The organism is Enterobacter cloacae complex sp. ESBL7 (assembly GCF_041679625.1).
Lineage (GTDB): Bacteria > Pseudomonadota > Gammaproteobacteria > Enterobacterales > Enterobacteriaceae > Enterobacter > Enterobacter asburiae_B.
In genome coordinates this window covers 424,076-446,399 of the sequence record NZ_JBGORN010000001.1, presented here as the reverse complement: position 1 = coordinate 446,399, position 22,324 = coordinate 424,076, and the positions used below count along the sequence as shown (strand labels likewise).

The window sequence follows — 22,324 nt, the reverse complement described above, 5'->3', positions numbered from 1 at the left end:
TCCTGCCCTCTCGATTGTCGGGAAGCATGGACAGACTATACGTTGAGTGGTCGTTCCCCACTCAGCGCGAAAAATGAGCTTCTCACCAATCTTCGAGGGTAGCGCTGCTACCCTTTTTTTTCTGGAGTGTATTATGTCAATAGACTGGAACTGGGGCATATTCCTGCAACAAGCCCCGTTCGGCAACACCACCTATCTTGGCTGGCTGTGGAGCGGCTTTCAGGTCACCGTGGCACTATCGATAACGGCGTGGATTATCGCGTTTCTTGTCGGTTCTCTGTTCGGTATTCTGCGCACCGTCCCTAACCGTTTTCTTTCAACGCTTGGCACCCTGTATGTGGAACTGTTCCGTAACGTTCCGCTGATCGTGCAATTCTTTACCTGGTATCTGGTCATCCCGGAACTGCTGCCGGAAAATATTGGCATGTGGTTCAAGTCGGAACTGGATCCGAACGTGCAGTTCTTTGTCTCCTCCATGATGTGTCTGGGGCTGTTTACCGCTGCGCGCGTTTGCGAGCAGGTGCGTGCCGCCATTCAGTCATTGCCGCGCGGACAAAAAAACGCGGGCCTGGCGATGGGCCTGACGCTGCCCCAAACCTACCGCTACGTGCTGCTGCCTAACGCCTACCGGGTTATCGTTCCACCGATGACCTCCGAGATGATGAACCTGGTGAAAAACTCGGCCATCGCCTCGACTATCGGCCTGGTCGACATGGCCGCGCAGGCGGGCAAGCTGCTGGATTATTCCGCTCACGCGTGGGAATCCTTCACCGCGATCACGCTCGCGTATGTTCTGATTAACGCTTTCATCATGCTGGTGATGAACCTGGTTGAACGCAAAATCCGCCTGCCGGGTAATCTGGGGGGCAAATAATGTACGAATTTGACTGGAGTTCTATCGTTCCATCCATGCCTTACCTGCTTGATGGCCTGGTGATTACCTTAAAAATCACCGTTATTGCCATCATCATTGGTATCGTCTGGGGCACCCTGCTGGCCGTCATGCGCCTGTCGAGCTTTAAGCCGCTCGCCTGGTTTGCGACCGCCTACGTTAACGTGTTCCGCTCCATCCCGCTGGTGATGGTGCTGCTGTGGTTTTACCTGATTGTGCCCGGCTTCCTGCAGAACGTGCTGGGGCTGTCGCCGAAAACCGATATCCGTCTGATCTCCGCCATGGTGGCGTTCTCAATGTTCGAGGCCGCTTACTACTCGGAGATTATCCGAGCGGGCATTCAGAGTATCTCCCGCGGGCAATCCAGCGCCGCGCTGGCGCTGGGAATGACGCACTGGCAGTCCATGCAGCTCATTATTCTGCCGCAGGCGTTTCGCGCCATGGTTCCGCTCCTGCTGACCCAGGGCATCGTGCTGTTCCAGGATACCTCGCTGGTCTACGTTCTGAGTCTGGCAGACTTCTTCCGTACCGCGTCAACCATCGGTGAACGTGATGGTACGCAGGTCGAGATGGTGCTCTTTGCGGGTGCGGTCTATTTTGTGATTAGTTTAAGCGCGTCGCTGTTGGTCAGCTGGCTGAAGAAAAGGACGGTATAATGATTTCCCTGAAAAATGTTTCTAAATGGTATGGGCACTTTCAGGTGCTGACCGACTGCTCCACCGAAGTCAAAAAAGGCGACGTAGTGGTGGTATGCGGGCCGTCCGGCTCCGGTAAATCGACGCTGATTAAAACCGTCAACGGACTGGAGCCGGTGCAGCAGGGTGAGATCGTTGTCAACGGCACCAAAGTCAACGATAAGAAAACTAATCTCGCCCAGCTTCGCTCTCACGTTGGCATGGTGTTCCAGCACTTTGAGCTGTTCCCTCACCTCTCCATTATTGAGAACCTGACGCTGGCGCAGGTAAAAGTGCTGAAGCGTGATAAAAAAGCGTCGCGCGAGAAAGGTCTGAAGCTCCTGGAACGCGTTGGGCTTTCGGCGCATGCCGATAAGTTCCCGGCACAGCTTTCTGGCGGCCAACAGCAGCGTGTGGCGATCGCCCGCGCGCTGTGCATGGATCCGGTGGCAATGCTGTTTGATGAGCCAACGTCGGCGCTCGATCCAGAGATGATCAATGAAGTGCTGGACGTAATGGTCGAGCTGGCGCACGAAGGGATGACCATGATGGTGGTGACCCACGAAATGGGCTTTGCCCGTAAAGTGGCCAACCGCGTGATCTTTATGGACGAAGGGAAAATTGTCGAAGACTCACCGAAAGAAGAGTTCTTCGCTAACCCGAAATCCGAACGTGCGAAGGATTTCCTCGCGAAAATCCTGCATTAATCTTCCCGGTGCGCAATCTGCGGATTGCGCACTGCTTCACGCTTTCACTCACTTCCGCTCGTCGGCGTCACATTGCAGCGTTAACCTTGTCACAAAATAACGCTACGTATGGAGAACGCTATGGCACAGCCTATTATTCTCGATTGCGATCCGGGTCATGATGACGCGATCGCGCTCGTCCTTGCACTTGCCTCCCCTGAACTCGACGTAAAAGCCGTCACCTCGTCCGCCGGAAACCAGACCCCTGAAAAAACCCTGCGCAACGTGCTGCGCATGCTCACGCTGCTCAAACGCACAGATATTCCTGTCGCCGGCGGGGCCGTGAAGCCGCTGATGCGCGAGCTGATTATTGCCGACAACGTTCATGGTGAAAGCGGGCTGGACGGTCCGGCACTGCCGGAGCCGGGTTTCACGCCGCAAAACGGTACCGCCGTCGAGTTGATGGCGAAGGTGCTGCGCGAAAGTGCAGAACCGGTAACGCTGGTGGCAACCGGACCGCAAACCAACGTTGCGCTGCTGCTGAACAGCCATCCCGAGCTGCATAATAAAATTGCCCGTATTGTGATTATGGGTGGCGCCATGGGGCTCGGTAACTGGACGCCAGCGGCGGAGTTCAACATCTTTGTCGACCCGGAAGCGGCGGAAATCGTCTTTCAGTCCGGCTTACCGATTGTAATGGCGGGACTGGACGTTACCCACCGCGCGCAGATTATGGCGGACGATATTGAGCGATTCCGCTCGGTGGGTAATACGGTCGCGACAACCGTGGCCGAGCTGCTCGACTTCTTTATGGAGTATCACAAAGTTGAGAAATGGGGCTTCCACGGCGCGCCGCTGCACGACCCGTGCACCATTGCCTGGCTACTGAAGCCGGAGATGTTCACCACGGTGGACAGATGGGTTGGTGTTGAGACGCAGGGAAAATACACCCAGGGAATGACGGTGGTGGATTACTACTCGCTGACGGGGAATAAACCGAATACCACGGTGATGGTGGACATCGACCGCGAGGCGTTTGTGGATTTGCTGGCGGAGAGACTTGCTTACTATAGTGCGGCCTGATGCCCTCACCCCAACCCTCTCCCACGGGGAGAGGGGGCAAACACTAAAAACGGCAACGTGGTTGCCGTTTTGCTTTTACCATGTGCAGCCTGATGCCCTCACCCCACCCCTCTCCCACTGGGAGAGGGAGCAGAGAGTTTTGCTTTTATTTAGGGCTCAAACGGCCGACGCTGGAACTGATCGTGGCCGCATTTCGGACACAGCGGCAGGACATCCGGCGTATATACCGCAATATGATGGTGGCAATTCTCACATACCAGATTTCCCAAGCCGACCACCTCACCACTGTGATACACACCGTGATGGTTCAAATCCTGAAAGACCTCGCGCCACTCCAGCTGCGTTTTATCCGTGATGTCGGCCAGCTCTTGCCACAGGCTCTCTTTAATCACCCGCATAAAAACGCTGTCCGTAACCTCCTCCTGGCTCTCCTGGTAGCTGCGCGCGAACTCTTCCAGATCGCGACGCACGGCGCGCGTCACCTCTTCCACTTCGGTTCGCGTTAACTCACCCGTTTGCGTCACGCGGGCACGCGCTTGCTCCACCAGCGCGTCGATATCTCGCTCGCCGTTACGCAGCCGTTCCGTCAGTGTCGCCACCAGTTCGCGGTAAAATTGAGCAACCTTGTTCATCATTTTGCCTCCCGGGTAAGTAACTATTTCTAATAATAGACCTTATTTCATCGCCGCTTTGTCAGGTGAAGCACAGACCCGGTAAATTCCTGCAAAGCGCATTTGTGCGAAAGGCTGTTTTGACGCTGGCGTTTGGGCTATGCTATGCGGATCTGAATTACCACATCCATTGGCTACATTTGTAGCTGTATTGAAAACAGGACCACTGGCTGCCATGCAAGAGCAATACCGCCCGGAAGAGATAGAATCAAAAGTCCAGCAACACTGGGACGAGAAGCGCACCTTTGAAGTAACCGAAGACGAGAGCAAAGAGAAGTATTACTGCCTGTCGATGCTTCCCTATCCTTCTGGTCGACTACACATGGGCCATGTGCGTAACTACACCATCGGCGATGTGATTGCACGCTACCAGCGCATGCTGGGCAAAAACGTTCTGCAGCCTATCGGCTGGGATGCGTTCGGTCTGCCTGCGGAAGGCGCGGCGGTCAAAAACAACACCGCACCGGCGCCGTGGACGTACGACAATATCGCGTACATGAAAAACCAGCTCAAGATGCTGGGCTTTGGCTATGACTGGAGCCGCGAGCTGGCAACCTGTACCCCGGAATACTATCGCTGGGAGCAGAAGTTCTTCACCGAGCTGTATAAAAAAGGCCTGGTTTATAAGAAGACCTCTGCCGTTAACTGGTGTCCGAACGACCAGACCGTTCTCGCGAACGAACAGGTTATCGACGGCTGCTGCTGGCGCTGTGACACCAAAGTTGAGCGTAAAGAGATCCCACAGTGGTTTATCAAAATCACCGCTTACGCTGATGAGCTGCTGAACGATCTGGATAACCTCGACCACTGGCCAGATACCGTTAAGACCATGCAGCGCAACTGGATTGGCCGTTCTGAAGGCGTGGAGATTACCTTCAACGTTGAGAACTACGACCAGACCCTGACTGTCTACACCACCCGTCCGGACACCTTCATGGGCGCGACCTACCTGGCCGTGGCCGCAGGTCACCCGCTGGCGCAGAAAGCGGCAGAGAACAACCCGGAGCTGGCCACCTTCATCGACGAGTGCCGCAACACCAAAGTGGCCGAAGCCGACATGGCGACGATGGAGAAAAAAGGCGTCGCGACAGGCTTCTATGCGAAGCATCCGCTGACTGGCGAAGCGATTCCTGTCTGGGCAGCGAACTTCGTGCTGATGGAGTACGGTACAGGCGCGGTAATGGCCGTTCCGGGACACGATCAGCGCGACTACGAGTTTGCCACCAAATACAGCCTGCCGATTAAAGCCGTTATTCTGGCCGCCGATGGTTCTGAACCCGACCTGTCCGAACAAGCGCTGACCGAAAAAGGCACCCTGTTCAACTCCGGTGAATTCAGCGGCCTGAGCTTCGAAGAGGGCTTCAACGCCATCGCCGATAAGCTGGCCTCTCTGGGCGTGGGCGAGCGTAAAGTTAACTTCCGTCTGCGCGACTGGGGCGTTTCCCGTCAGCGTTACTGGGGCGCGCCAATCCCAATGGTGACGCTGGAAGATGGCACCGTGATGCCAACGCCGGAAGATCAGCTCCCGGTGATCCTGCCGGAAGACGTGGTCATGGACGGTATCACCAGCCCGATCAAAGCCGATCCTGAGTGGGCAAAAACCACCGTCAACGGTCAGCCTGCGCTGCGTGAAACCGACACCTTTGACACCTTTATGGAGTCATCCTGGTACTATGCGCGCTACACCTGCCCGCAGTATCAGGACGGTATGCTCGATTCCGATGCGGCAAACTACTGGCTGCCGGTTGATATCTATATCGGCGGCATCGAACACGCCATCATGCACCTGCTCTACTTCCGCTTCTTCCACAAACTGATGCGCGATGCAGGCATGGTGAACTCTGACGAACCAGCAAAACAGCTGCTGTGTCAGGGCATGGTACTGGCAGATGCGTTCTATTACGTCGGTGCTAACGGCGAGCGTAACTGGGTTTCTCCGGTTGATGCGATCGTCGAGCGCGACGAGAAAGGCCGTATCGTTAAGGCGAAAGACGCCGAAGGTCATGAACTGGTCTATACCGGCATGAGCAAGATGTCTAAGTCGAAAAACAACGGCATCGATCCGCAGGTAATGGTTGAGCGTTACGGTGCGGACACCGTGCGTCTGTTCATGATGTTTGCCTCTCCGGCCGACATGACCCTGGAATGGCAGGAGTCCGGCGTGGAAGGGGCGAACCGCTTCCTGAAACGCGTCTGGAAACTGGTTTACGAACACACTGCACTGGGCGATGCCCCGGCGCTGAACGCCGCCGCACTGACTGAAGATCAGCAGGCGCTGCGTCGCGATGTTCATAAAACGATTGCGAAAGTGACCGATGATATTGGTCGTCGTCAGACCTTCAATACCGCAATTGCGGCTATTATGGAACTGATGAACAAGCTGGCGAAAGCCCCGCAGGACGGTGAGCAGGATCGTGCCTTAATGCGTGAAGCGCTGCTGGCCGTCGTTCGCATGCTGAACCCGTTCACTCCACACGTCAGCTTCACCCTGTGGCAGGAGCTGAAAGGCGAAGGCGATATTGACAACGCGCCGTGGCCGCAGGCTGACGAAGCCGCGATGGTGGAAAACACGACGCTGGTTGTGGTCCAGGTAAACGGCAAAGTCCGCGGTAAAATTACAGTGGCGGTCGATGCAACCGAAGAACAGGTTCGCGAGCGCGCGGGCCAGGAACCTCTGGTCGCAAAATATCTTGAGGGCGTTACCGTACGTAAAGTGATCTACGTACCGGGTAAACTGCTCAATCTGGTCGTTGGCTAAGCGCGGGAGGAAACGTGCGACAACTGGCAACAATACTCTTATCACTGGCGGTGCTTGTCACCGCTGGCTGTGGCTGGCACCTGCGCAATACCACGGCAGTGCCTGCTGAGATGAAAACGATGATTTTCGACTCATCGGATCCGAATGGTCCACTCAGCCGGGCAGTTCGTAATCAGCTGCGTCTGAACGGCGTTGAGCTTGTTGAGAAACAAACGCTGCGCCAGGATGTACCGTCTCTGCGTATCATCGGAGGAGGTCTGTCGAGAGATACGGCCTCAATCTTCCAGGACGGTCGTACAGCTGAATATCAGATGGTGCTGACGGTCAACGCAGCGGTCCTGATCCCGGGTAAAGACATCTATCCGATCAGCACGAAAGTGTTCCGTTCGTTCTTCGATAACCCGCAGACGGCGTTGGCAAAAGATGCCGAACAGCAGATTATCATCAACGAAATGTACGACAAGGCGGCGGAACAGCTGATCCGTAAACTGCCAGGTATTGCAGCGTCTACCCGACAAGGCTCTGACATTGTTGAAAAACCGGTTGCTGGCACGCTTCCTGCTGCTAACTCTCTGGGTAAATGATGATCAGGCTGTATCCTGAACAACTCCGCGCGCAGCTCAAAGAAGGGCTGCGCGCGGCGTATCTGCTTCTTGGAAACGATCCGTTATTGCTTCAGGAAAGCCTGGATGCCGTGCGGCATGAAGCCGCCTCTCAGGGCTTCGATGAACACCACACCGTCCAGCTGGATAACAACACCGACTGGAATGCCCTCTTCTCACTCTGTCAGGCGATGAGCCTTTTTGCGTCGCGCCAGACAATTCAGATCCTGCTGCCGGAGAACGGCCCTAACGCGGCCATCAATGAACAGCTGGCCACGCTGGTCAGCCTGCTTCACAGCGATCTGCTACTGATTGTGCGCGGCAACAAGCTCACCAAAGCGCAGGAAAATGCGGCGTGGTTCACCCAACTCGCAGCCCACGCGGTGCAGGTCACCTGTCAGACGCCTGAACAGGCGCATCTGCCCAAATGGGTGGCAGCGAGAGCGAAGCAGAACAACCTTCAGCTGGATGATGCGGCGAACCAACTGCTCTGCTACTGCTATGAAGGTAACCTGCTGGCCCTGGCGCAGGCGCTGGACAGACTCTCCCTGCTCTGGCCGGATGGCAAGCTGACCTTGCCGCGCGTCGAGCAGGCCGTTAACGACGCGGCGCACTTCACGCCGTTCCACTGGGTGGACGCGCTGCTGTCGGCGAAAAGCAAACGCGCCATGCATATTCTGCAACAGCTGCGTCTCGAAGGGAGCGAACCGGTTATTCTGCTGCGTACGCTGCAGCGCGAGTTGCTGCTGCTGATTACGCTCAAGCGTCAGTCTGCCCATACGCCGCTGCGTTCGCTGTTTGATAAACACCGCGTGTGGCAAAATCGCCGGGCTTTGATCACCGAAGCCGTCAACCGCCTGAGTCATGAACAGCTTCGTCAGGCAGTGCAGCTTCTGATGCGCGCTGAGCTCACGTTAAAACAAGATTATGGCCAGTCGGTCTGGGCGGAGCTGGAAAGTCTTTCTCTCCTGCTCTGCCACAAGGCGCTGGCAGACGTTTTTATTGATGGATAGCATGCATTCTTTACAGGCCTTATATGGCGGCACCTTCGACCCGGTACATTACGGGCATCTGAAGCCGGTTGAAATTCTGGCAAATCTGATCGGCCTTCAGCGCGTCACCATCATGCCCAACAATGTCCCGCCCCATCGTCCACAACCCGAGGCGACCAGCGAGCAGCGAAAAGAGATGCTTGCCCTTGCCATCGCAGATAAACCGCTATTCCGACTTGACGAGCGTGAGCTGCGTCGCGACACGCCCTCCTGGACGTCTCAGACGCTTCAGGAGTGGCGCGCCGAACAAGGGCCAGACCAGCCGCTTGCCTTTATCATCGGCCAGGATTCTCTGCTGAATTTCCCTACGTGGCATCAGTATGAAACCATCCTGGAGAACAGCCATCTGCTCGTCTGCCGCCGTCCCGGCTATCCGCTGACCATGCGCGAAGAGCAGTACCAGCAGTGGCTGGAAGACCACCTCACCGATAATGTTGAAGATCTTCACAACCAGCCTGCCGGGAAGATCTATCTGGCGGAAACGCCGTGGTTTGATATCTCTGCAACCCTCATTCGCGAGCGTTTACAGCAGGGTTTAGCGTGTGACGATCTGCTGCCGACCCCGGTGCTGGCCTATATCCATGCGCACGGTTTGTATCAGAAAAGCGCAGATGAATAGCCGGAGAGCATAAAAAGCGGCTTATTGTTTATCCCGCCTTGACAGGGTAAGCCATACTGTTATTCTCCGCTGCCAGACTTTCCCGCCGATCATTGCTTTACAGAAATTGTTTTACAAAAATGGCAATGCAATCTCAGGCGGAGGGTGGGATGATACCCGCCTTCAAAAGCCCGGCCGGAGACATTTGTCCCGACGCAGGCGTGAGTTCAGGTATACTGTCTGGCTACGAATTCAAAGTTTTACAATCTCATTCACCCCAGGGGGAAAACTTGCAGGGTAAAGCACTCCAGGATTTTGTTATTGACAAAATTGATGACCTGAAAGGTCAGGACATCATCGCTATCGACGTTAAGGGTAAATCCAGTATTACCGACTGCATGATCATCTGCACCGGTACATCGACGCGTCATGTTGTTTCAATTGCCGATCACGTGGTTCAGGAATCGCGTGCAGCAGGGCTGTTGCCGCTGGGTGTTGAAGGTGAAGCGACGGCTGACTGGGTGGTAGTCGACCTCGGCGATGTGATTGTCCACGTCATGCAGGACGAGAGCCGTCGCCTGTATGAGCTGGAAAAACTCTGGGGTTAATGCGTGAAGTTACAGCTGGTCGCCGTCGGCACCAAAATGCCGGACTGGGTACAAACCGGTTTTACTGAATATCTGCGTCGTTTTCCAAAAGACATGCCGTTCGAGCTGGTGGAAATTCCCGCCGGGAAGCGCGGCAAGAACGCTGATATCAAACGTATTCTCGATAAAGAGGGCGAACTGATGCTGGCTGCCGCTGGCAAAAACCGCATCGTCACCCTCGATATTCCAGGTAAACCCTGGGATACGCCGCAGCTGGCACAAGAACTGGAGCGCTGGAAGCAGGATGGCCGTGACGTCAGTCTGTTGATTGGCGGACCAGAAGGGTTATCCCCTGCCTGCAAAGCGGCGGCTGAACAAAGTTGGTCCCTCTCCGCGCTGACGCTTCCCCACCCGCTCGTTCGGGTACTGGTGGCAGAAAGCCTGTATCGCGCGTGGAGCATTACTACCAACCACCCCTATCACCGCGAGTAATGACTGACCAGGGTAGATTAAGCAGCGGATGAAACTACAGAATTCTTTTCGCGACTATACGGCTGAGTCCGCGCTGTTTGTGCGCCGGGCGCTGGTCGCCTTTACCGGGATTTTGCTGCTTACCGGCGTGCTGATCGCCAACCTCTATAATCTGCAAATTGTCCGCTTTACCGACTACCAGACGCGTTCAAACGAAAACCGTATTAAGCTGGTGCCTATCGCACCCAGCCGCGGCATTATTTACGATCGTAACGGCACCCCGCTGGCGTTGAACCGAACCATCTATCAAATCGAGATGATGCCGGAAAAAGTCGATAATGTTCAGGATACGCTGGAAGCGCTGAAAAGCGTTGTCGATCTTAACGATGACGATATCGCGGCCTTCAAAAAGGAGCGCGCCCGCTCTCACCGCTTCACCTCGATTCCGGTTAAAACCAATTTGACGGAAGTCCAGGTGGCCCGCTTTGCGGTGAATCAGTACCGCTTCCCCGGCGTGGAAGTGAAGGGATATAAGCGTCGCTACTATCCCTACGGCTCCGCGCTGACGCATGTGATTGGCTACGTTTCCAAGATTAACGACAAAGACGTCGACCGCCTTGATAAAGACGGCAAGCTGGCCAACTACGCTGCTACGCACGATATCGGTAAGCTGGGGATCGAACGTTACTACGAAGACGTTCTGCACGGGCAAACCGGCTATGAAGAGGTTGAGGTTAACAACCGTGGACGCGTGATCCGCCAGCTGAAAGAAGTGCCGCCTCAGGCGGGGCATGACGTCTATCTGACGCTCGACCTCAAGCTTCAGCAGTATATCGAAACCCTGCTGGCGGGCAGCCGTGCAGCCGTTGTGGTCACCGATCCTCGTACCGGCGGCATCCTGGCAATGGTCTCCATGCCTAGCTATGACCCGAACCTCTTCGTTGACGGTATTTCCAGCAAAGACTATTCCGGTCTGCTGAATGACCCGAACACGCCGCTGGTGAACCGCGCGACGCAAGGGGTTTACCCGCCAGCATCAACGGTTAAACCGTACGTGGCGGTCTCTGCGCTGAGTGCCGGCGTCATCAACCGTAATACCAGCCTGTTTGACCCGGGCTGGTGGCAGCTGCCGGGTTCAGATAAGCGCTATCGTGACTGGAAAAAATGGGGCCACGGTCATCTGAACGTCACCAAATCGCTGGAAGAATCTGCGGATACCTTCTTCTATCAGGTGGCGTATGACATGGGTATCGACCGCCTGTCAGAGTGGATGAGCAAATTCGGCTACGGGCATTACACCGGCGTGGACCTTTCAGAAGAACGTTCTGGCAACATGCCAACGCGTGAATGGAAGCTGAAGCGCTTTAAAAAACCGTGGTATCAGGGTGACACCATTCCGGTGGGTATCGGTCAGGGCTACTGGACGGCAACGCCGCTTCAGATGAACAAGGCCATGATGATTCTCATCAATGACGGCGTGGTAAAAGTGCCGCATCTGCTACAGAGCACGGTTGAAGACGGCAAAAAAGTACCGTGGAACCAGCCGCACGAGGCGCCAGTGGGTGACATCCATTCCGGCTTCTGGGAAATTGCGAAAGACGGTATGTACGGCGTGGCAAACCGCCCGAACGGTACCGCGCATAAGTACTTCACCGGTACGCCGTACAAAGTGGCCGCGAAATCCGGTACTGCGCAGGTATTTGGTCTGAAAGCCAACGAAACCTATAACGCGCACCGCATTGCTGAACGCCTGCGTGACCATAAGCTGATGACGGCGTTTGCCCCTTATGATAACCCGCAGGTCGCGGTGGCGATGATTCTGGAGAACGGCGGTGCCGGGCCAGCAGTAGGGACCATCATGCGCCAGATCCTTGACCACATTATGCTGGGTGATAACAACACCGAACTGCCGGCTGAAAACCCGGCCGCCGCTGCGGCGGAGGACCAATAATCATGACGGATAATCCAAATAAAAAATCGCTGTGGGATAAAATCCACATCGACCCAGCCATGCTGCTGATCCTGCTGGCTCTGCTGGTGTACAGCGCCCTGGTTATCTGGAGCGCCAGCGGCCAGGACATCGGCATGATGGAGCGCAAAATCGGCCAGATCGCCATGGGTCTGATCATCATGGTGGTGATGGCGCAAATCCCGCCGCGCGTCTACGAAGGCTGGGCGCCCTATCTTTACATCTTCTGTATTATTTTGCTGGTTGCGGTAGATGCGTTTGGCGCCATTTCAAAAGGGGCGCAGCGCTGGCTGGATCTGGGCGTTGTCCGCTTCCAGCCCTCGGAAATTGCCAAAATCGCCGTTCCATTGATGGTGGCACGCTTTATCAACCGCGACGTCTGTCCGCCGTCGCTGAAAAACACGGCCATCGCGCTGGTGCTGATTTTCCTGCCGACGCTGCTGGTTGCGGCGCAGCCTGACCTTGGCACCTCAATTCTTATCGCCCTTTCCGGCCTGTTTGTCCTTTTCCTGTCGGGACTGAGCTGGCGCCTGATTGGTATCGCGGTGGTGCTGATTGCAGCGTTCATTCCTATCCTCTGGTTCTTCCTGATGCATGATTACCAGCGTCAGCGCGTCATGATGCTGCTCGATCCGGAAACCGATCCGCTGGGCGCGGGCTATCATATTATTCAGTCCAAGATTGCGATTGGCTCCGGCGGCCTGCGCGGTAAAGGCTGGCTGCATGGCACGCAGTCGCAGCTGGAATTTTTACCGGAACGCCACACCGACTTTATCTTCGCCGTACTGGCGGAAGAGCTGGGGCTGGTTGGCATCTTAATATTGCTGGCGCTGTACGTACTGCTGATCATGCGGGGATTGTGGATTGCAGCACGCGCGCAAACCACTTTTGGTCGCGTCATGGCTGGCGGGTTGATGCTGATTTTATTCGTTTATGTCTTCGTAAATATTGGTATGGTGAGTGGTATTCTGCCGGTGGTAGGCGTACCGCTGCCGCTGGTGAGTTACGGAGGCTCGGCACTGATCGTGTTGATGGCCGGGTTTGGTATCGTGATGTCGATCCATACCCACAGAAAAATGTTGTCAAAAAGCGTATAAAAATAAGGGGATCGGAATGCGTAAGCAGTGGCTGGGGATCTGCATCGCGGCAAGTTTACTTGCGGCCTGCACAAGTGATGATGGTCAGCAACAGGCAACCGTCGCGCCGCCGCAGCCTGCGGTGTGTAATGGCCCGATCGTTGAAATCAGCGGTGCCGATCCCGTTTATGAACCGCTGAATGCCAGTGCCAATCAGGATTACCAGCGCGACGGCAAAAGCTATAAAATTGTTCAGGATCCTTCCCGTTTCAGTCAGGCGGGCTTTGCCGCCATTTATGATGCCGAGCCGGGCAGTAACCTGACGGCTTCCGGGGAAGCGTTCGACCCAATGCAGCTGACGGCAGCACACCCGACGCTGCCGATCCCGAGCTACGCTCGTATCACCAACCTGGCGAATGGCCGTATGATCGTCGTGCGTATCAACGACCGTGGTCCTTACGGGAATGACCGGGTGATTTCCCTCTCGCGCGCGTCTGCCGATCGCCTGAACACCTCGAACAACACCAAAGTCCGTATTGACCCGATTATCGTCGCACAGGATGGTTCGCTCTCCGGGCCGGGTACCGCGTGTACGACGGTGGCAAAACAGACCTATGCCCTTCCTGACCGCCCAAATCTTGACGGCGGAATGGGAAGCGTCTCGTCTCCGGCAGAGCCTGCTCAGCCGGGGGGAGAAATACGCCCGATCAGCAATGACACGCTGCAAAGCGAGGATTCTACCGGCGCGCCGGTAAAGAGTAGTGGCTTTCTTGGCGCACCGACGACCTTAGCCTCGGGCGTGCTGGAAGGCAGTGAGCCGACTCCAGCCCCTGCTCCCGTTGCGGCACCAGCAACCCAGCCGGCTCCCGTAACGGCGCCTGCAGCCACGCAAAGTGCGGTGGTAGCGGCTCCAGCAGCGGCCAGCGGCAGCTATGTGGTTCAGGTAGGCGCAGTAAGCGATCAGGCCCGGGCCAAACAGTATCAACAGCGTCTGAGCCAGCAGTTTGGCGTACCGGGACGCGTTGAGCAGAACGGCGCGGTCTGGCGCATTCAGATGGGGCCGTTTGCCAGCAAATCGCAGGCCGCGTCCCTGCAGCAGCGTCTGCAGAATGAAGCTCAACTTCAGTCATTTATCGCTGTTGCGAAATAATTAACCGGCGGTATCCGAATTGTCAGTTAGTGTAAAACACATTCACAAACTCATGCTTAAAGTCGGATGCCTGCCTGAATAGCATTTGCTATAGTAAGGCACTTTTTTTAATTCCATCACGGATGTCGTAGTTCTGACCATGAAGACCACTTTTTCTGCTCGTTTTGTGCAGCGCATGGCGCTGACCACGGCCCTTTGCGCTGCTGCGCTCTCTGCAGCTCACGCCGATGACCTGAATATCAAGACCATGATCCCTGGCGTTCCGCAAATCGACGCGGAATCCTACATCCTGATCGATTACAACTCTGGCAAAGTGCTGGCAGAACAGAATGCCGATGCCCGCCGTGACCCGGCCAGTCTGACCAAAATGATGACCAGCTACGTTATCGGCCAGGCGATGAAGGCAGGTAAATTCAAAGAATCGGATCTGGTCACCATCGGTAACGATGCGTGGGCAACCGGGAACCCTGTTTTCAAAGGTTCCTCTCTGATGTTCCTGAAGCCGGGTATGCAGGTTCCTGTTTCCCAGCTGATTCGCGGTATCAACCTGCAGTCTGGTAACGATGCCTGCGTGGCGATGGCCGACTTCGCCGCCGGTAGCCAGGATGCCTTCGTGGGCCTGATGAACAGCTACGTTAACGCGCTGGGTCTGAAAAACAGCCATTTCCAGACCGTACACGGACTGGACGCAGACGGTCAGTACAGCTCCGCACGTGACATGGCCCTGATTGGTCAGGCGCTGATCCGCGATGTACCTAATGAATACTCTATCTATAAAGAGAAAGAGTTCACCTTCAACGGTATTCGTCAGACCAACCGTAACGGCCTGCTGTGGGATAACAGCCTGAACGTTGACGGCATCAAAACTGGCCACACCGATAAAGCGGGCTACAACCTGGTGGCCTCTGCCACTGAAGGTCAGATGCGTCTGATCTCTGCCGTGATGGGCGGCCGTACCTTTAAAGGTCGTGAAACAGAAAGCAAGAAACTGCTGACCTGGGGCTTCCGCTTCTTCGAAACCGTGAACCCACTGAAAGCAGGGAAAGAGTTTGCGTCTGAACCCGTCTGGTTCGGCGACAACGACCGTGCTTCTCTCGGCGTTGATAAAGACCTCTACCTGACCATTCCACGCGGTCGCATGAAGGATCTGAAAGCCAGCTACGTGCTGAACAGCACCGAACTGCATGCCCCGCTGCAGAAAAACCAGGTGGTGGGTACGATCAACTTCCAGCTGGATGGAAAAACGATCGATCAGCGTCCGCTGGTTGTCCTGCAAGAAATTCCTGAAGGCAATTTCTTCGGCAAAATCATTGATTACATTAAATTGATGTTCCACCACTGGTTTGGTTAAAAATTGAACACTTGAAAGTGTGATTTTGATCCCCATATACTAAGTATCCTGATAACTCCCACCTGACGTGGGAGTTATTATTTTTTGACGTTACGCCGGAGCTGACATGAAAACCAAACTTAACGAACTGCTTGAATTCCCAACCTCATTTACCTACAAAGTAATGGGTCTGGCGAAACCTGAGCTGGTTGATCAGGTGGTTGAAGTGGTACAGCGCCATGCGCCGGGTGACTACTCTCCGTCAGTAAAACCAAGCAGCAAGGGCAACTACCACTCGGTTTCTATTACCATCACTGCAACACACATTGAGCAGGTGGAAACGCTGTACGAAGAGCTCGGCAATATCGAAATTGTTCGTATGGTGCTGTAGTCCCTTTGCGGTTACCCGGTTTGCCGGGTAACCCCTCTCCCCCGCTGTGATATACTCCCCCACACCTTTTGTCCCTCGTCTTCGGAGACGCAGTTTTGTATCAGGATAAAATTCTGGTCCGTCACCTCGGGCTGCAACCTTATGAGCCTGTCTCCCGGGCTATGCATGACTTCACCGATTCACGCGATGACAGCACCCCAGATGAGATCTGGCTGGTCGAACACCTGCCGGTATTTACGCAGGGCCAGGCGGGTAAAGCAGAGCATTTGTTAATGACGGGAGATATCCCGGTTATTCAGAGCGATCGCGGCGGTCAGGTCACTTATCATGGGCCCGGTCAGCAGGTGATGTACGTCCTGCTCAATCTGAAGCGCAGAAAGCTGGGCGTGCGTGAACTGGTTACCTTACTGGAACAAACTGTCGTCAACACGCTGGCGGAATATGGTATTGACGCGCATCCACGCGCCGATGCGCCGGGCGTCTACGTTGGGGAAATGAAGATCTGCTCACTGGGGCTGCGTATTCGTAAAGGTTGCTCATTCCATGGCCTGGCCTTGAATATTAATATGGACCTTGCGCCTTTCCAGCGCATTAACCCCTGCGGCTACGCCGGCATGGAAATGACGCAAATGCGTCAGTGGGTTGAAACCGCTACGCCAGAACATATTCGTCCCGTGCTTTTAAAGCAGATGTTAGCGCTACTTAACAATCCCCCATACGAATATATCCCTGCTTAATACATCATACAACATGGCTCGATAATTTGGCGGGCCACTGTTTATTTACAGCTTTTGCACTTTACAATAATCCACAGATTCTATATTTTCGAAGCGCCCGAATATTACCGCCACATATTATTTAGCCTCCAGCAAGCATGGCAAACACGGCATAAGTAAGGTGAGCAATTATCACACAACCGTTTGCCCTTGATAAACAAGTGAAACAAAACCAACACTTTACGAATCTCTACAAGCATAATAAATAAATTCAACTATCATTCATATTGTGAATGTATACGGAGTGAAAGCGTGGAGTATAATAATTTACCAGCCAAACGACTGAATGAACCCGGTGGCGAAGACAAGCCGCAAATTTTTCGGACTTTACGTAATATTGATCTCAATTTACTGACTATTTTTGAGGCGGTATATGTCCATAAGGGTATCGTTAACGCTGCGAAAATTCTTAATCTCACGCCATCAGCAATAAGCCAGTCAATCCAAAAGCTACGCGCTATATTTCCCGACCCGTTATTTATCCGTAAGGGCCAGGGGGTAACGCCGACGGCTTACGCCACGCATCTCCACGAGTACATCAGCCAGGGGCTGGAGTCGATTCTGGGCGCACTGGATTTAACCGGGAGCTATGATAAGCAGAGAACCATCACCATCGGCTGTTCCCCTTCTGTCGGGGTGCTGGTGATGCCGGCGATCTTCCAGGCCGTAAAAGAGCATGCTCCGCAGCTTCTGCTTCGCAATGTGCCTCTCAATGAACCTGACATTCAGCTTGCCCAGTTCCAGACGGACCTGATTATTGAAAGCGGCAGCTTCAGTGCCAGAGCGCTGGGGCAAAATGTGCTTTATGCGGATAACCTGGTACTGGTTTGCCGCCAGCAGCATCCTGCTCTTAGCGAGCCGTTAACCATCGAAAACCTGCGCAACTACGACCACTCGTCTTTCATGACCGAAGGGCAATCTAATCATGCGCTTCGTCAGCGTATTGATGAAATTTTCCCGGAGCGTCAGATCAGCTTCAGCAGTTACAATATGTTTACCACCGCATCCCTGATCGGCAGCAGCGACATGCTGTGCGTTATGCCATCACGCCTGTACAGCCTGCTACAAAAATGCTGGCCGCTGGAAAGCATCCCGCTCAGCCAGCTTAATGCGGAATCTATCGAGATTTCACTGCATTACAACAAGCTGAGTTTGCGCGATCCGGTCCTGGAAAACGTCATCCGCATCATCCGTCAGGCCTTCTGACAGGTTTAGCCAGCACAAGCCCCTGCAACCCGCAGGGCAAAAGGCACTAAACAACAACTATTTTACAAATTGGCGATCTGGCAGGCTGCTTTAACGACCGTTTCAATGATATACTGCCTGTCGTTCGTTCAAAAATAGTTGATAAATACAACATTCCCTTGAATTGAAACGCTTTCCTTCGATATTCGCAACTGGAACACGCACGCTATGAGTAAACCCATTGTGATGGAACGCGGTGTTAAATACCGCGATGCCGATAAAATGGCCCTTATCCCGGTTAAAAACGTGGCTACAGAGCGCGAGGCGCTGTTAAGAAAACCGGAATGGATGAAAATCAAACTTCCGGCCGACTCTTCGCGTATCCAGGGGATCAAAGCGGCGATGCGCAAGAATGGCCTTCACTCCGTTTGTGAAGAAGCCTCTTGTCCGAACCTTGCTGAATGTTTCAATCACGGTACCGCGACGTTTATGATTCTGGGTGCTATCTGTACCCGCCGCTGCCCGTTCTGCGATGTTGCTCATGGCCGTCCAGTCGCGCCTGATGCTAACGAACCCCAGAAACTGGCGCAGACCATCGCCGACATGGCGCTGCGTTATGTGGTTATCACATCCGTTGACCGTGACGACCTGCGTGATGGTGGTGCTCAGCACTTCGCCGACTGTATTACGGCCATTCGCGAGAAAAGCCCTAACATCAAAATCGAGACTCTGGTGCCTGACTTCCGCGGCCGTATGGACCGCGCGCTGGATATCCTGACCGCGACGCCGCCAGATGTGTTTAACCACAACCTGGAGAACGTGCCGCGTCTTTACCGTCAGGTCCGTCCGGGCGCTGACTATAACTGGTCCCTGAAGCTGCTGGAGCGTTTCAAAGAAGCGCATCCGCATATTCCGACCAAGTCTGGTCTGATGGTGGGTCTGGGTGAAACCAATGATGAAATCATCGAGGTGATGCGCGATCTTCGCCGCCACGGTGTGACCATGCTTACCCTCGGACAGTATCTGCAGCCAAGCCGTCACCACCTGCCGGTACAGCGCTACGTGAGCCCGGACGAGTTCGATGAAATGAAAGCCGAAGCGATGGCGATGGGCTTCACCCACGCTGCCTGCGGCCCATTCGTTCGCTCCTCATACCATGCCGATATGCAGGCTAAAGGCGAAGAAGTTAAATAATGCTGTAATATTCATTTACAGTAATACAAAAAACCGGCCTCATGAGCCGGTTTTTTTTCGCAAGCCCTCAGGCGTTGCTGTCACTCTTTGTGAGAAAGCTTGTCTGCCGGGACGTTATCCTCGGCGCTTTTCTTCGCCGCTGCATCATCATCGTTCATCGCTTTCTTAAAGCCTTTGATGGCAGCCCCCACGTCACCACCCAGCGTGCGTAACTTCTTGGTACCAAACAGCAGGACGACCAGTGCGGCAACCACCAGCAGTTTGGTAATACTAATCTCACCCATAGATACCTTCTTTACTTAAAACAGGCTGCATTCAGCGCCAAAACCTGACTGTATTAACGGTCATTTAGCGCGTGCACACAATAGCAATCTGTAACAAGGTGAATCAAGCATTGTTGAAAAAAACATCACAATAATTGCGGTGGCGCAAACCGACGATTGCGAAGAACGGGTAATTGCTGACGCGCAAGCGCAATTCTTTCTGAGTTTATCTCCGCCACCAGCAAATGCGGAGCTTCAGCGGCGGCGGCGATCGTCACCCCCAGCGGATCAACCACCCTGCTTTGCCCGATGTTTTTCGTGCCACATTCCCCTGCGGCAACGACATAGCAGGTTGTATCCAGCGCGCGTGCCGTAAGCAGCGTTGCCCAGTGGTGCTCTTTTAACGGCCCTTTGACCCACGCGGCAGGCAGTACCAGTACGTCCGCCCCCTGCAGCGCCAGATGGAGCGCCAGCTCGGGAAAACGCAGGTCATAGCAGGTCATCAGCCCGACCCTGAATCCGTCAATCTCCAGCAGCGGAGGGATATTGTCTCCGGGGTCAACGCGTCGCGACTCCTGGATGCTGAACGCATCATAGAGGTGAAGCTTGGCGTAACGTGCCACGATAGCTCCGTCACGAATCGCCACGAGCGTATTCACCGCGCGACCCGGCGTGGAGGGAACATGGATCGTTAAGATCGTCGTCATCGTATTGCCTGCGCTCTGGGCAAGCAGCAGCTGCAAAAATTCGCCGTCCAGCGGCTGCGCGGACTTCACGGATAAATCCGGGTCGTTATCATCTCTGGCCAGCAGCGCCTCGGGGAGAACCAACAGCGACGCGCCTTTCTGCCGGGCCTGCATCATCAGGTTGACGCATGTTCTCGCATTCTCATGCCAGTCAGGCGTGACGGCAAACTGCCCTACCGCTACATACATATTTGTCCCCTCATCATAAACGGCGTTAAACTCGCTACTCTTACACATCAAATAGCAGGTATTTAGCGTGTTACAACTACTTTTAGCCGTTTTTATTGGTGGGGGAACGGGTAGCGTTGCGCGATGGTTTCTGAGTATGCGGTTTAACCCCCTGCATCAGGCGATTCCTATGGGGACGCTTGCCGCAAACCTGATTGGTGCCTTTATCATTGGTATGGGGCTGGCCTGGTTTAACCGAATGACGCACATCGACCCAATGTGGAAAGTATTGATTACCACCGGATTCTGCGGCGGTTTGACCACCTTCTCAACCTTTTCTGCGGAAACGGTTTTTCTCTTTCAGGAAGGCCGTATCGGCTGGGCGCTGATGAATGTGGCGATCAATATGCTCGGCTCCTTTGCGATGACGGGGATCGCATTTTGGCTATTTTCTTCCGCAAGCGCGCATTAACAGCCGAACCGTTAATGTTGGCTTAATTTTTCTCTGTCACTCTGAATGTAATACTGAACGAGGGTGACAGAATGAAACAGAGTCTGATGAGCGCAGGAATGGTGTTGTTGAGCGTGCTGATCGTTGCCAGCTTCCTGAAAATGTATCTGCTTGGCTGATTCAAAACGAAAAAAACCCGCTCAGTGAGCGGGTTTTGAAATTCTTGCTGACGCGTCTGAATTACAGAGCGATTACGTTAGCAGCAGAAGGGCCTTTGGCACCGTTAGTGATTTCGAACTCTACACGCTGACCTTCAGCCAGAGTTTTGAAACCATTAGACTGGATTGCAGAGAAGTGTACGAACACGTCTTTGCTGCCATCTTCAGGAGTAATGAAACCGAATCCTTTGGACTCATTAAACCACTTAACGTTACCTTTAATCTTAGACATCAAAATTACCTTTACATTAAAAAACGACACAAATGCTGTGTCGGTTATCAGTACATCAATTGTGGGACCTTTTGTCCAGCGGATCTTTGATAAAAAGTGACTAAAGTCGCGTTAATTTTCACTGACAGATTTTTATCGCTTATGAATCAACGCCTGCGCGTTTTTTCACCAGCATGTAACGTTTTGTCAGTTAAAACTGAAAACGCATCCAGGCGAAGTAAACGTTACCGTTGTTGTACGTACCCGGAATGTAGGTCATCTGGAACGTTGCGGGGCCATAGCCGATAGAGGCCAAAGGCAGCAGCACCGGGATTGGAATGTATTTCCAGTTATCACGTGCAGTAACCCCGGCGGTATAGCCCAAACCGACGTGGAAGTTCTCGTCCGCTAGCGGCCGCCAGGTTTTTTCCCAGCCATACCCCCCAATCGGCTCCCATTTATTAAACGAGTCTTTGAAGGCCATCAGATAGATGCCATGCCAGTTTCCCTTTTCATCCCAGCGCGACTGGCCAAAACCCGCGCCCCACGGACGCTCGTTGTATTTATCGGTTTTCTCTTTGTCATAAGCAAAACGCGCATGCCACGTTATTGCCGGGACATAGAGATCATAATGTTCAGGTGCCGTCCATGTCTGGGAAACATTATCCGTAAAGGTTGAGAACCAGCCTTTATCCGTCGCGTTGCCTTCTGCCTGAGCAACAGAACAAAACGTTAACTGCCCAAAAATAAACAACAAAATAGAGAAAAATGTATTACGTACAATCACAATGCAATTACCATTCTTAGTATTCGAGGCAAAGTTTACCATAAAGTAGTTGAATCAAAGCTTAACGACATCGGCGTTATTCCTAATTATTCAGCTTCTTTTCGGGAATATTCTTAAGGAAAGGCGGCGATGCGTTCAAAATAAACCCACAAGGGGTGTGACTTTACCTATTTAATATTCTGAATCAGTGACATGTAAAACCACACAAAACATTAACAATTTGTTATCATTATTAGGACATATTGCGCTATTTCTGACGGTCAAGACCCGCATGACATAAATGTATGGGCCATGGCAAAAAGACGGTTGTTCTGTTCTTTAGTCGTCTGTTTATT

General features: G+C 53.9%; 24 protein-coding genes. 19 read left to right on the top strand and 5 right to left on the bottom strand.

Translation table 11 applies throughout. The features are described from left to right. The first annotated feature begins 133 nt into the window (after positions 1–133). From ACERY3_RS02175 to rihA, 4 genes are all read left to right on the top strand, one after another. The gene (locus tag ACERY3_RS02175; protein WP_023310756.1) at positions 134–874 is read left to right on the top strand and encodes an amino acid ABC transporter permease; all 741 of its coding nucleotides are present in this window, start codon (positions 134–136) and stop codon (positions 872–874) included. After that, on the top strand, positions 874–1,548 hold the full coding sequence (gltK, locus tag ACERY3_RS02170) for a glutamate/aspartate ABC transporter permease GltK (RefSeq protein WP_014883002.1): 675 nt from the start codon (positions 874–876) through the stop codon (positions 1,546–1,548). The genes ACERY3_RS02175 and gltK overlap by 1 nt, the downstream gene beginning before the upstream one ends. Beyond that, on the top strand, positions 1,548–2,273 hold the full coding sequence (locus ACERY3_RS02165) for an amino acid ABC transporter ATP-binding protein (protein WP_014883001.1): 726 nt from the start codon (positions 1,548–1,550) through the stop codon (positions 2,271–2,273). The genes gltK and ACERY3_RS02165 overlap by 1 nt, the downstream gene beginning before the upstream one ends. A gap of 120 nt (positions 2,274–2,393) precedes the next feature. Continuing rightward, entirely contained in the window at positions 2,394–3,335 is a 942-nt protein-coding gene (gene rihA / locus ACERY3_RS02160; RefSeq protein ID WP_193138911.1) for a pyrimidine-specific ribonucleoside hydrolase RihA, read from the top strand. 149 nt (positions 3,336–3,484) lie between these two features. Here the strand turns inward: rihA and ACERY3_RS02155 are convergent, their stop codons facing one another. After that, entirely contained in the window at positions 3,485–3,967 is a 483-nt protein-coding gene (locus ACERY3_RS02155) for a zinc ribbon-containing protein (protein ID WP_032661386.1), read from the bottom strand. Positions 3,968–4,181: 214 nt separating this feature from the next. Here ACERY3_RS02155 and leuS point away from each other — a divergent pair, with 214 nt between their 5' ends. The 14 genes from leuS to lipA all read left to right on the top strand — a co-directional run bounded on the left by leuS (position 4,182) and on the right by lipA (position 19,145). Next, positions 4,182–6,764 carry a leucine--tRNA ligase gene (gene leuS, locus ACERY3_RS02150; protein WP_033144930.1) on the top strand — a complete coding sequence of 861 codons (2,583 nt, stop codon included), beginning with the start codon at positions 4,182–4,184 and terminating at the stop codon, positions 6,762–6,764. Positions 6,765–6,778: 14 nt separating this feature from the next. Next, the gene (lptE, locus tag ACERY3_RS02145; protein ID WP_039261260.1) at positions 6,779–7,348 is read left to right on the top strand and encodes an LPS assembly lipoprotein LptE; all 570 of its coding nucleotides are present in this window, start codon (positions 6,779–6,781) and stop codon (positions 7,346–7,348) included. After that, positions 7,348–8,379 (top strand): DNA polymerase III subunit delta, encoded by a 1,032-nt coding sequence (holA, locus tag ACERY3_RS02140; RefSeq protein WP_182072433.1) that lies wholly within the window; start codon positions 7,348–7,350, stop codon positions 8,377–8,379. The genes lptE and holA overlap by 1 nt, the downstream gene beginning before the upstream one ends. Then, entirely contained in the window at positions 8,372–9,037 is a 666-nt protein-coding gene (nadD, locus tag ACERY3_RS02135; protein WP_029740134.1) for a nicotinate-nucleotide adenylyltransferase, read from the top strand. The genes holA and nadD overlap by 8 nt, the downstream gene beginning before the upstream one ends. Positions 9,038–9,306: 269 nt before the next feature. Continuing rightward, on the top strand, positions 9,307–9,624 hold the full coding sequence (rsfS, locus tag ACERY3_RS02130) for a ribosome silencing factor (protein ID WP_023334893.1): 318 nt from the start codon (positions 9,307–9,309) through the stop codon (positions 9,622–9,624). Positions 9,625–9,627: 3 nt separating this feature from the next. Beyond that, entirely contained in the window at positions 9,628–10,095 is a 468-nt protein-coding gene (gene rlmH / locus ACERY3_RS02125; protein WP_023310748.1) for a 23S rRNA (pseudouridine(1915)-N(3))-methyltransferase RlmH, read from the top strand. A gap of 28 nt (positions 10,096–10,123) precedes the next feature. Further along, complete coding sequence (mrdA, locus tag ACERY3_RS02120; protein WP_033144927.1) at positions 10,124–12,025, top strand: peptidoglycan DD-transpeptidase MrdA; 1,902 nt, start codon at positions 10,124–10,126, stop codon at positions 12,023–12,025. Between the two features lie 2 nt (positions 12,026–12,027). Beyond that, on the top strand, positions 12,028–13,140 hold the full coding sequence (gene mrdB / locus ACERY3_RS02115; protein ID WP_023310746.1) for a peptidoglycan glycosyltransferase MrdB: 1,113 nt from the start codon (positions 12,028–12,030) through the stop codon (positions 13,138–13,140). Between the two features lie 16 nt (positions 13,141–13,156). Further along, positions 13,157–14,269 (top strand): endolytic peptidoglycan transglycosylase RlpA, encoded by a 1,113-nt coding sequence (gene rlpA, locus ACERY3_RS02110; protein ID WP_058841808.1) that lies wholly within the window; start codon positions 13,157–13,159, stop codon positions 14,267–14,269. 139 nt (positions 14,270–14,408) lie between these two features. Then, complete coding sequence (dacA, locus tag ACERY3_RS02105; protein WP_032638844.1) at positions 14,409–15,620, top strand: D-alanyl-D-alanine carboxypeptidase DacA; 1,212 nt, start codon at positions 14,409–14,411, stop codon at positions 15,618–15,620. Positions 15,621–15,726: 106 nt separating this feature from the next. Further along, positions 15,727–15,990: a DUF493 family protein YbeD gene (gene ybeD, locus ACERY3_RS02100; protein WP_006177135.1), complete on the top strand. Its 264-nt coding sequence runs from the start codon at positions 15,727–15,729 to the stop codon at positions 15,988–15,990. 95 nt (positions 15,991–16,085) lie between these two features. Continuing rightward, a complete protein-coding gene (gene lipB / locus ACERY3_RS02095) occupies positions 16,086–16,727 on the top strand; it encodes a lipoyl(octanoyl) transferase LipB (protein ID WP_167818342.1) in 642 nt (213 codons plus the stop codon). Between the two features lie 291 nt (positions 16,728–17,018). Next, a complete protein-coding gene (locus ACERY3_RS02090; protein ID WP_032665064.1) occupies positions 17,019–17,972 on the top strand; it encodes a YbeF family transcriptional regulator in 954 nt (317 codons plus the stop codon). Between the two features lie 207 nt (positions 17,973–18,179). After that, complete coding sequence (gene lipA / locus ACERY3_RS02085) at positions 18,180–19,145, top strand: lipoyl synthase (RefSeq protein WP_013097595.1); 966 nt, start codon at positions 18,180–18,182, stop codon at positions 19,143–19,145. 80 nt (positions 19,146–19,225) lie between these two features. Here lipA and tatE read toward each other — a convergent pair whose 3' ends face one another. Both tatE and ACERY3_RS02075 read right to left on the bottom strand, forming a co-directional pair. Next, entirely contained in the window at positions 19,226–19,429 is a 204-nt protein-coding gene (tatE, locus tag ACERY3_RS02080; RefSeq protein WP_373224986.1) for a twin-arginine translocase subunit TatE, read from the bottom strand. 125 nt (positions 19,430–19,554) lie between these two features. Further along, positions 19,555–20,343 (bottom strand): deaminated glutathione amidase, encoded by a 789-nt coding sequence (locus ACERY3_RS02075; protein WP_373224985.1) that lies wholly within the window; start codon positions 20,341–20,343, stop codon positions 19,555–19,557. Between the two features lie 67 nt (positions 20,344–20,410). Between ACERY3_RS02075 and crcB the strand changes: the two genes are divergently transcribed. After that, positions 20,411–20,794: a fluoride efflux transporter CrcB gene (gene crcB, locus ACERY3_RS02070; RefSeq protein ID WP_033144922.1), complete on the top strand. Its 384-nt coding sequence runs from the start codon at positions 20,411–20,413 to the stop codon at positions 20,792–20,794. A gap of 219 nt (positions 20,795–21,013) precedes the next feature. On the opposite strand, the gene cspE is transcribed toward crcB, so the two are convergent. After that, positions 21,014–21,223, bottom strand: coding sequence for a transcription antiterminator/RNA stability regulator CspE (gene cspE, locus ACERY3_RS02065; RefSeq protein ID WP_002439184.1), 210 nt, complete (start codon positions 21,221–21,223; stop codon positions 21,014–21,016). Positions 21,224–21,413: 190 nt separating this feature from the next. After that, on the bottom strand, positions 21,414–22,031 hold the full coding sequence (gene pagP / locus ACERY3_RS02060) for a lipid IV(A) palmitoyltransferase PagP (RefSeq protein ID WP_045142917.1): 618 nt from the start codon (positions 22,029–22,031) through the stop codon (positions 21,414–21,416). Positions 22,032–22,324: the final 293 nt, after the last annotated feature.

What these genes read in the sequence shown, in the direction of transcription:
- nadD (WP_029740134.1), top strand. Translation starts at nt 8,372, where the DNA reads ATGGATAGCATGCATTCTTTACAGGCCTTATATGGCGGCACCTTCGAC.
- leuS (WP_033144930.1), top strand. Translation starts at nt 4,182, where the DNA reads ATGCAAGAGCAATACCGCCCGGAAGAGATAGAATCAAAAGTCCAGCAA.
- dacA (WP_032638844.1), top strand. Translation starts at nt 14,409, where the DNA reads ATGAAGACCACTTTTTCTGCTCGTTTTGTGCAGCGCATGGCGCTGACC.
- ACERY3_RS02175 (WP_023310756.1), top strand. Translation starts at nt 134, where the DNA reads ATGTCAATAGACTGGAACTGGGGCATATTCCTGCAACAAGCCCCGTTC.
- rlpA (WP_058841808.1), top strand. Translation starts at nt 13,157, where the DNA reads ATGCGTAAGCAGTGGCTGGGGATCTGCATCGCGGCAAGTTTACTTGCG.
- mrdB (WP_023310746.1), top strand. Translation starts at nt 12,028, where the DNA reads ATGACGGATAATCCAAATAAAAAATCGCTGTGGGATAAAATCCACATC.
- ACERY3_RS02155 (WP_032661386.1), bottom strand. Translation starts at nt 3,967, where the DNA reads ATGAACAAGGTTGCTCAATTTTACCGCGAACTGGTGGCGACACTGACG.
- holA (WP_182072433.1), top strand. Translation starts at nt 7,348, where the DNA reads ATGATCAGGCTGTATCCTGAACAACTCCGCGCGCAGCTCAAAGAAGGG.
- rihA (WP_193138911.1), top strand. Translation starts at nt 2,394, where the DNA reads ATGGCACAGCCTATTATTCTCGATTGCGATCCGGGTCATGATGACGCG.
- cspE (WP_002439184.1), bottom strand. Translation starts at nt 21,223, where the DNA reads ATGTCTAAGATTAAAGGTAACGTTAAGTGGTTTAATGAGTCCAAAGGA.
- pagP (WP_045142917.1), bottom strand. Translation starts at nt 22,031, where the DNA reads ATGGTAAACTTTGCCTCGAATACTAAGAATGGTAATTGCATTGTGATT.
- gltK (WP_014883002.1), top strand. Translation starts at nt 874, where the DNA reads ATGTACGAATTTGACTGGAGTTCTATCGTTCCATCCATGCCTTACCTG.
- lipA (WP_013097595.1), top strand. Translation starts at nt 18,180, where the DNA reads ATGAGTAAACCCATTGTGATGGAACGCGGTGTTAAATACCGCGATGCC.
- ybeD (WP_006177135.1), top strand. Translation starts at nt 15,727, where the DNA reads ATGAAAACCAAACTTAACGAACTGCTTGAATTCCCAACCTCATTTACC.
- ACERY3_RS02075 (WP_373224985.1), bottom strand. Translation starts at nt 20,343, where the DNA reads ATGTATGTAGCGGTAGGGCAGTTTGCCGTCACGCCTGACTGGCATGAG.
- tatE (WP_373224986.1), bottom strand. Translation starts at nt 19,429, where the DNA reads ATGGGTGAGATTAGTATTACCAAACTGCTGGTGGTTGCCGCACTGGTC.
- mrdA (WP_033144927.1), top strand. Translation starts at nt 10,124, where the DNA reads ATGAAACTACAGAATTCTTTTCGCGACTATACGGCTGAGTCCGCGCTG.
- ACERY3_RS02165 (WP_014883001.1), top strand. Translation starts at nt 1,548, where the DNA reads ATGATTTCCCTGAAAAATGTTTCTAAATGGTATGGGCACTTTCAGGTG.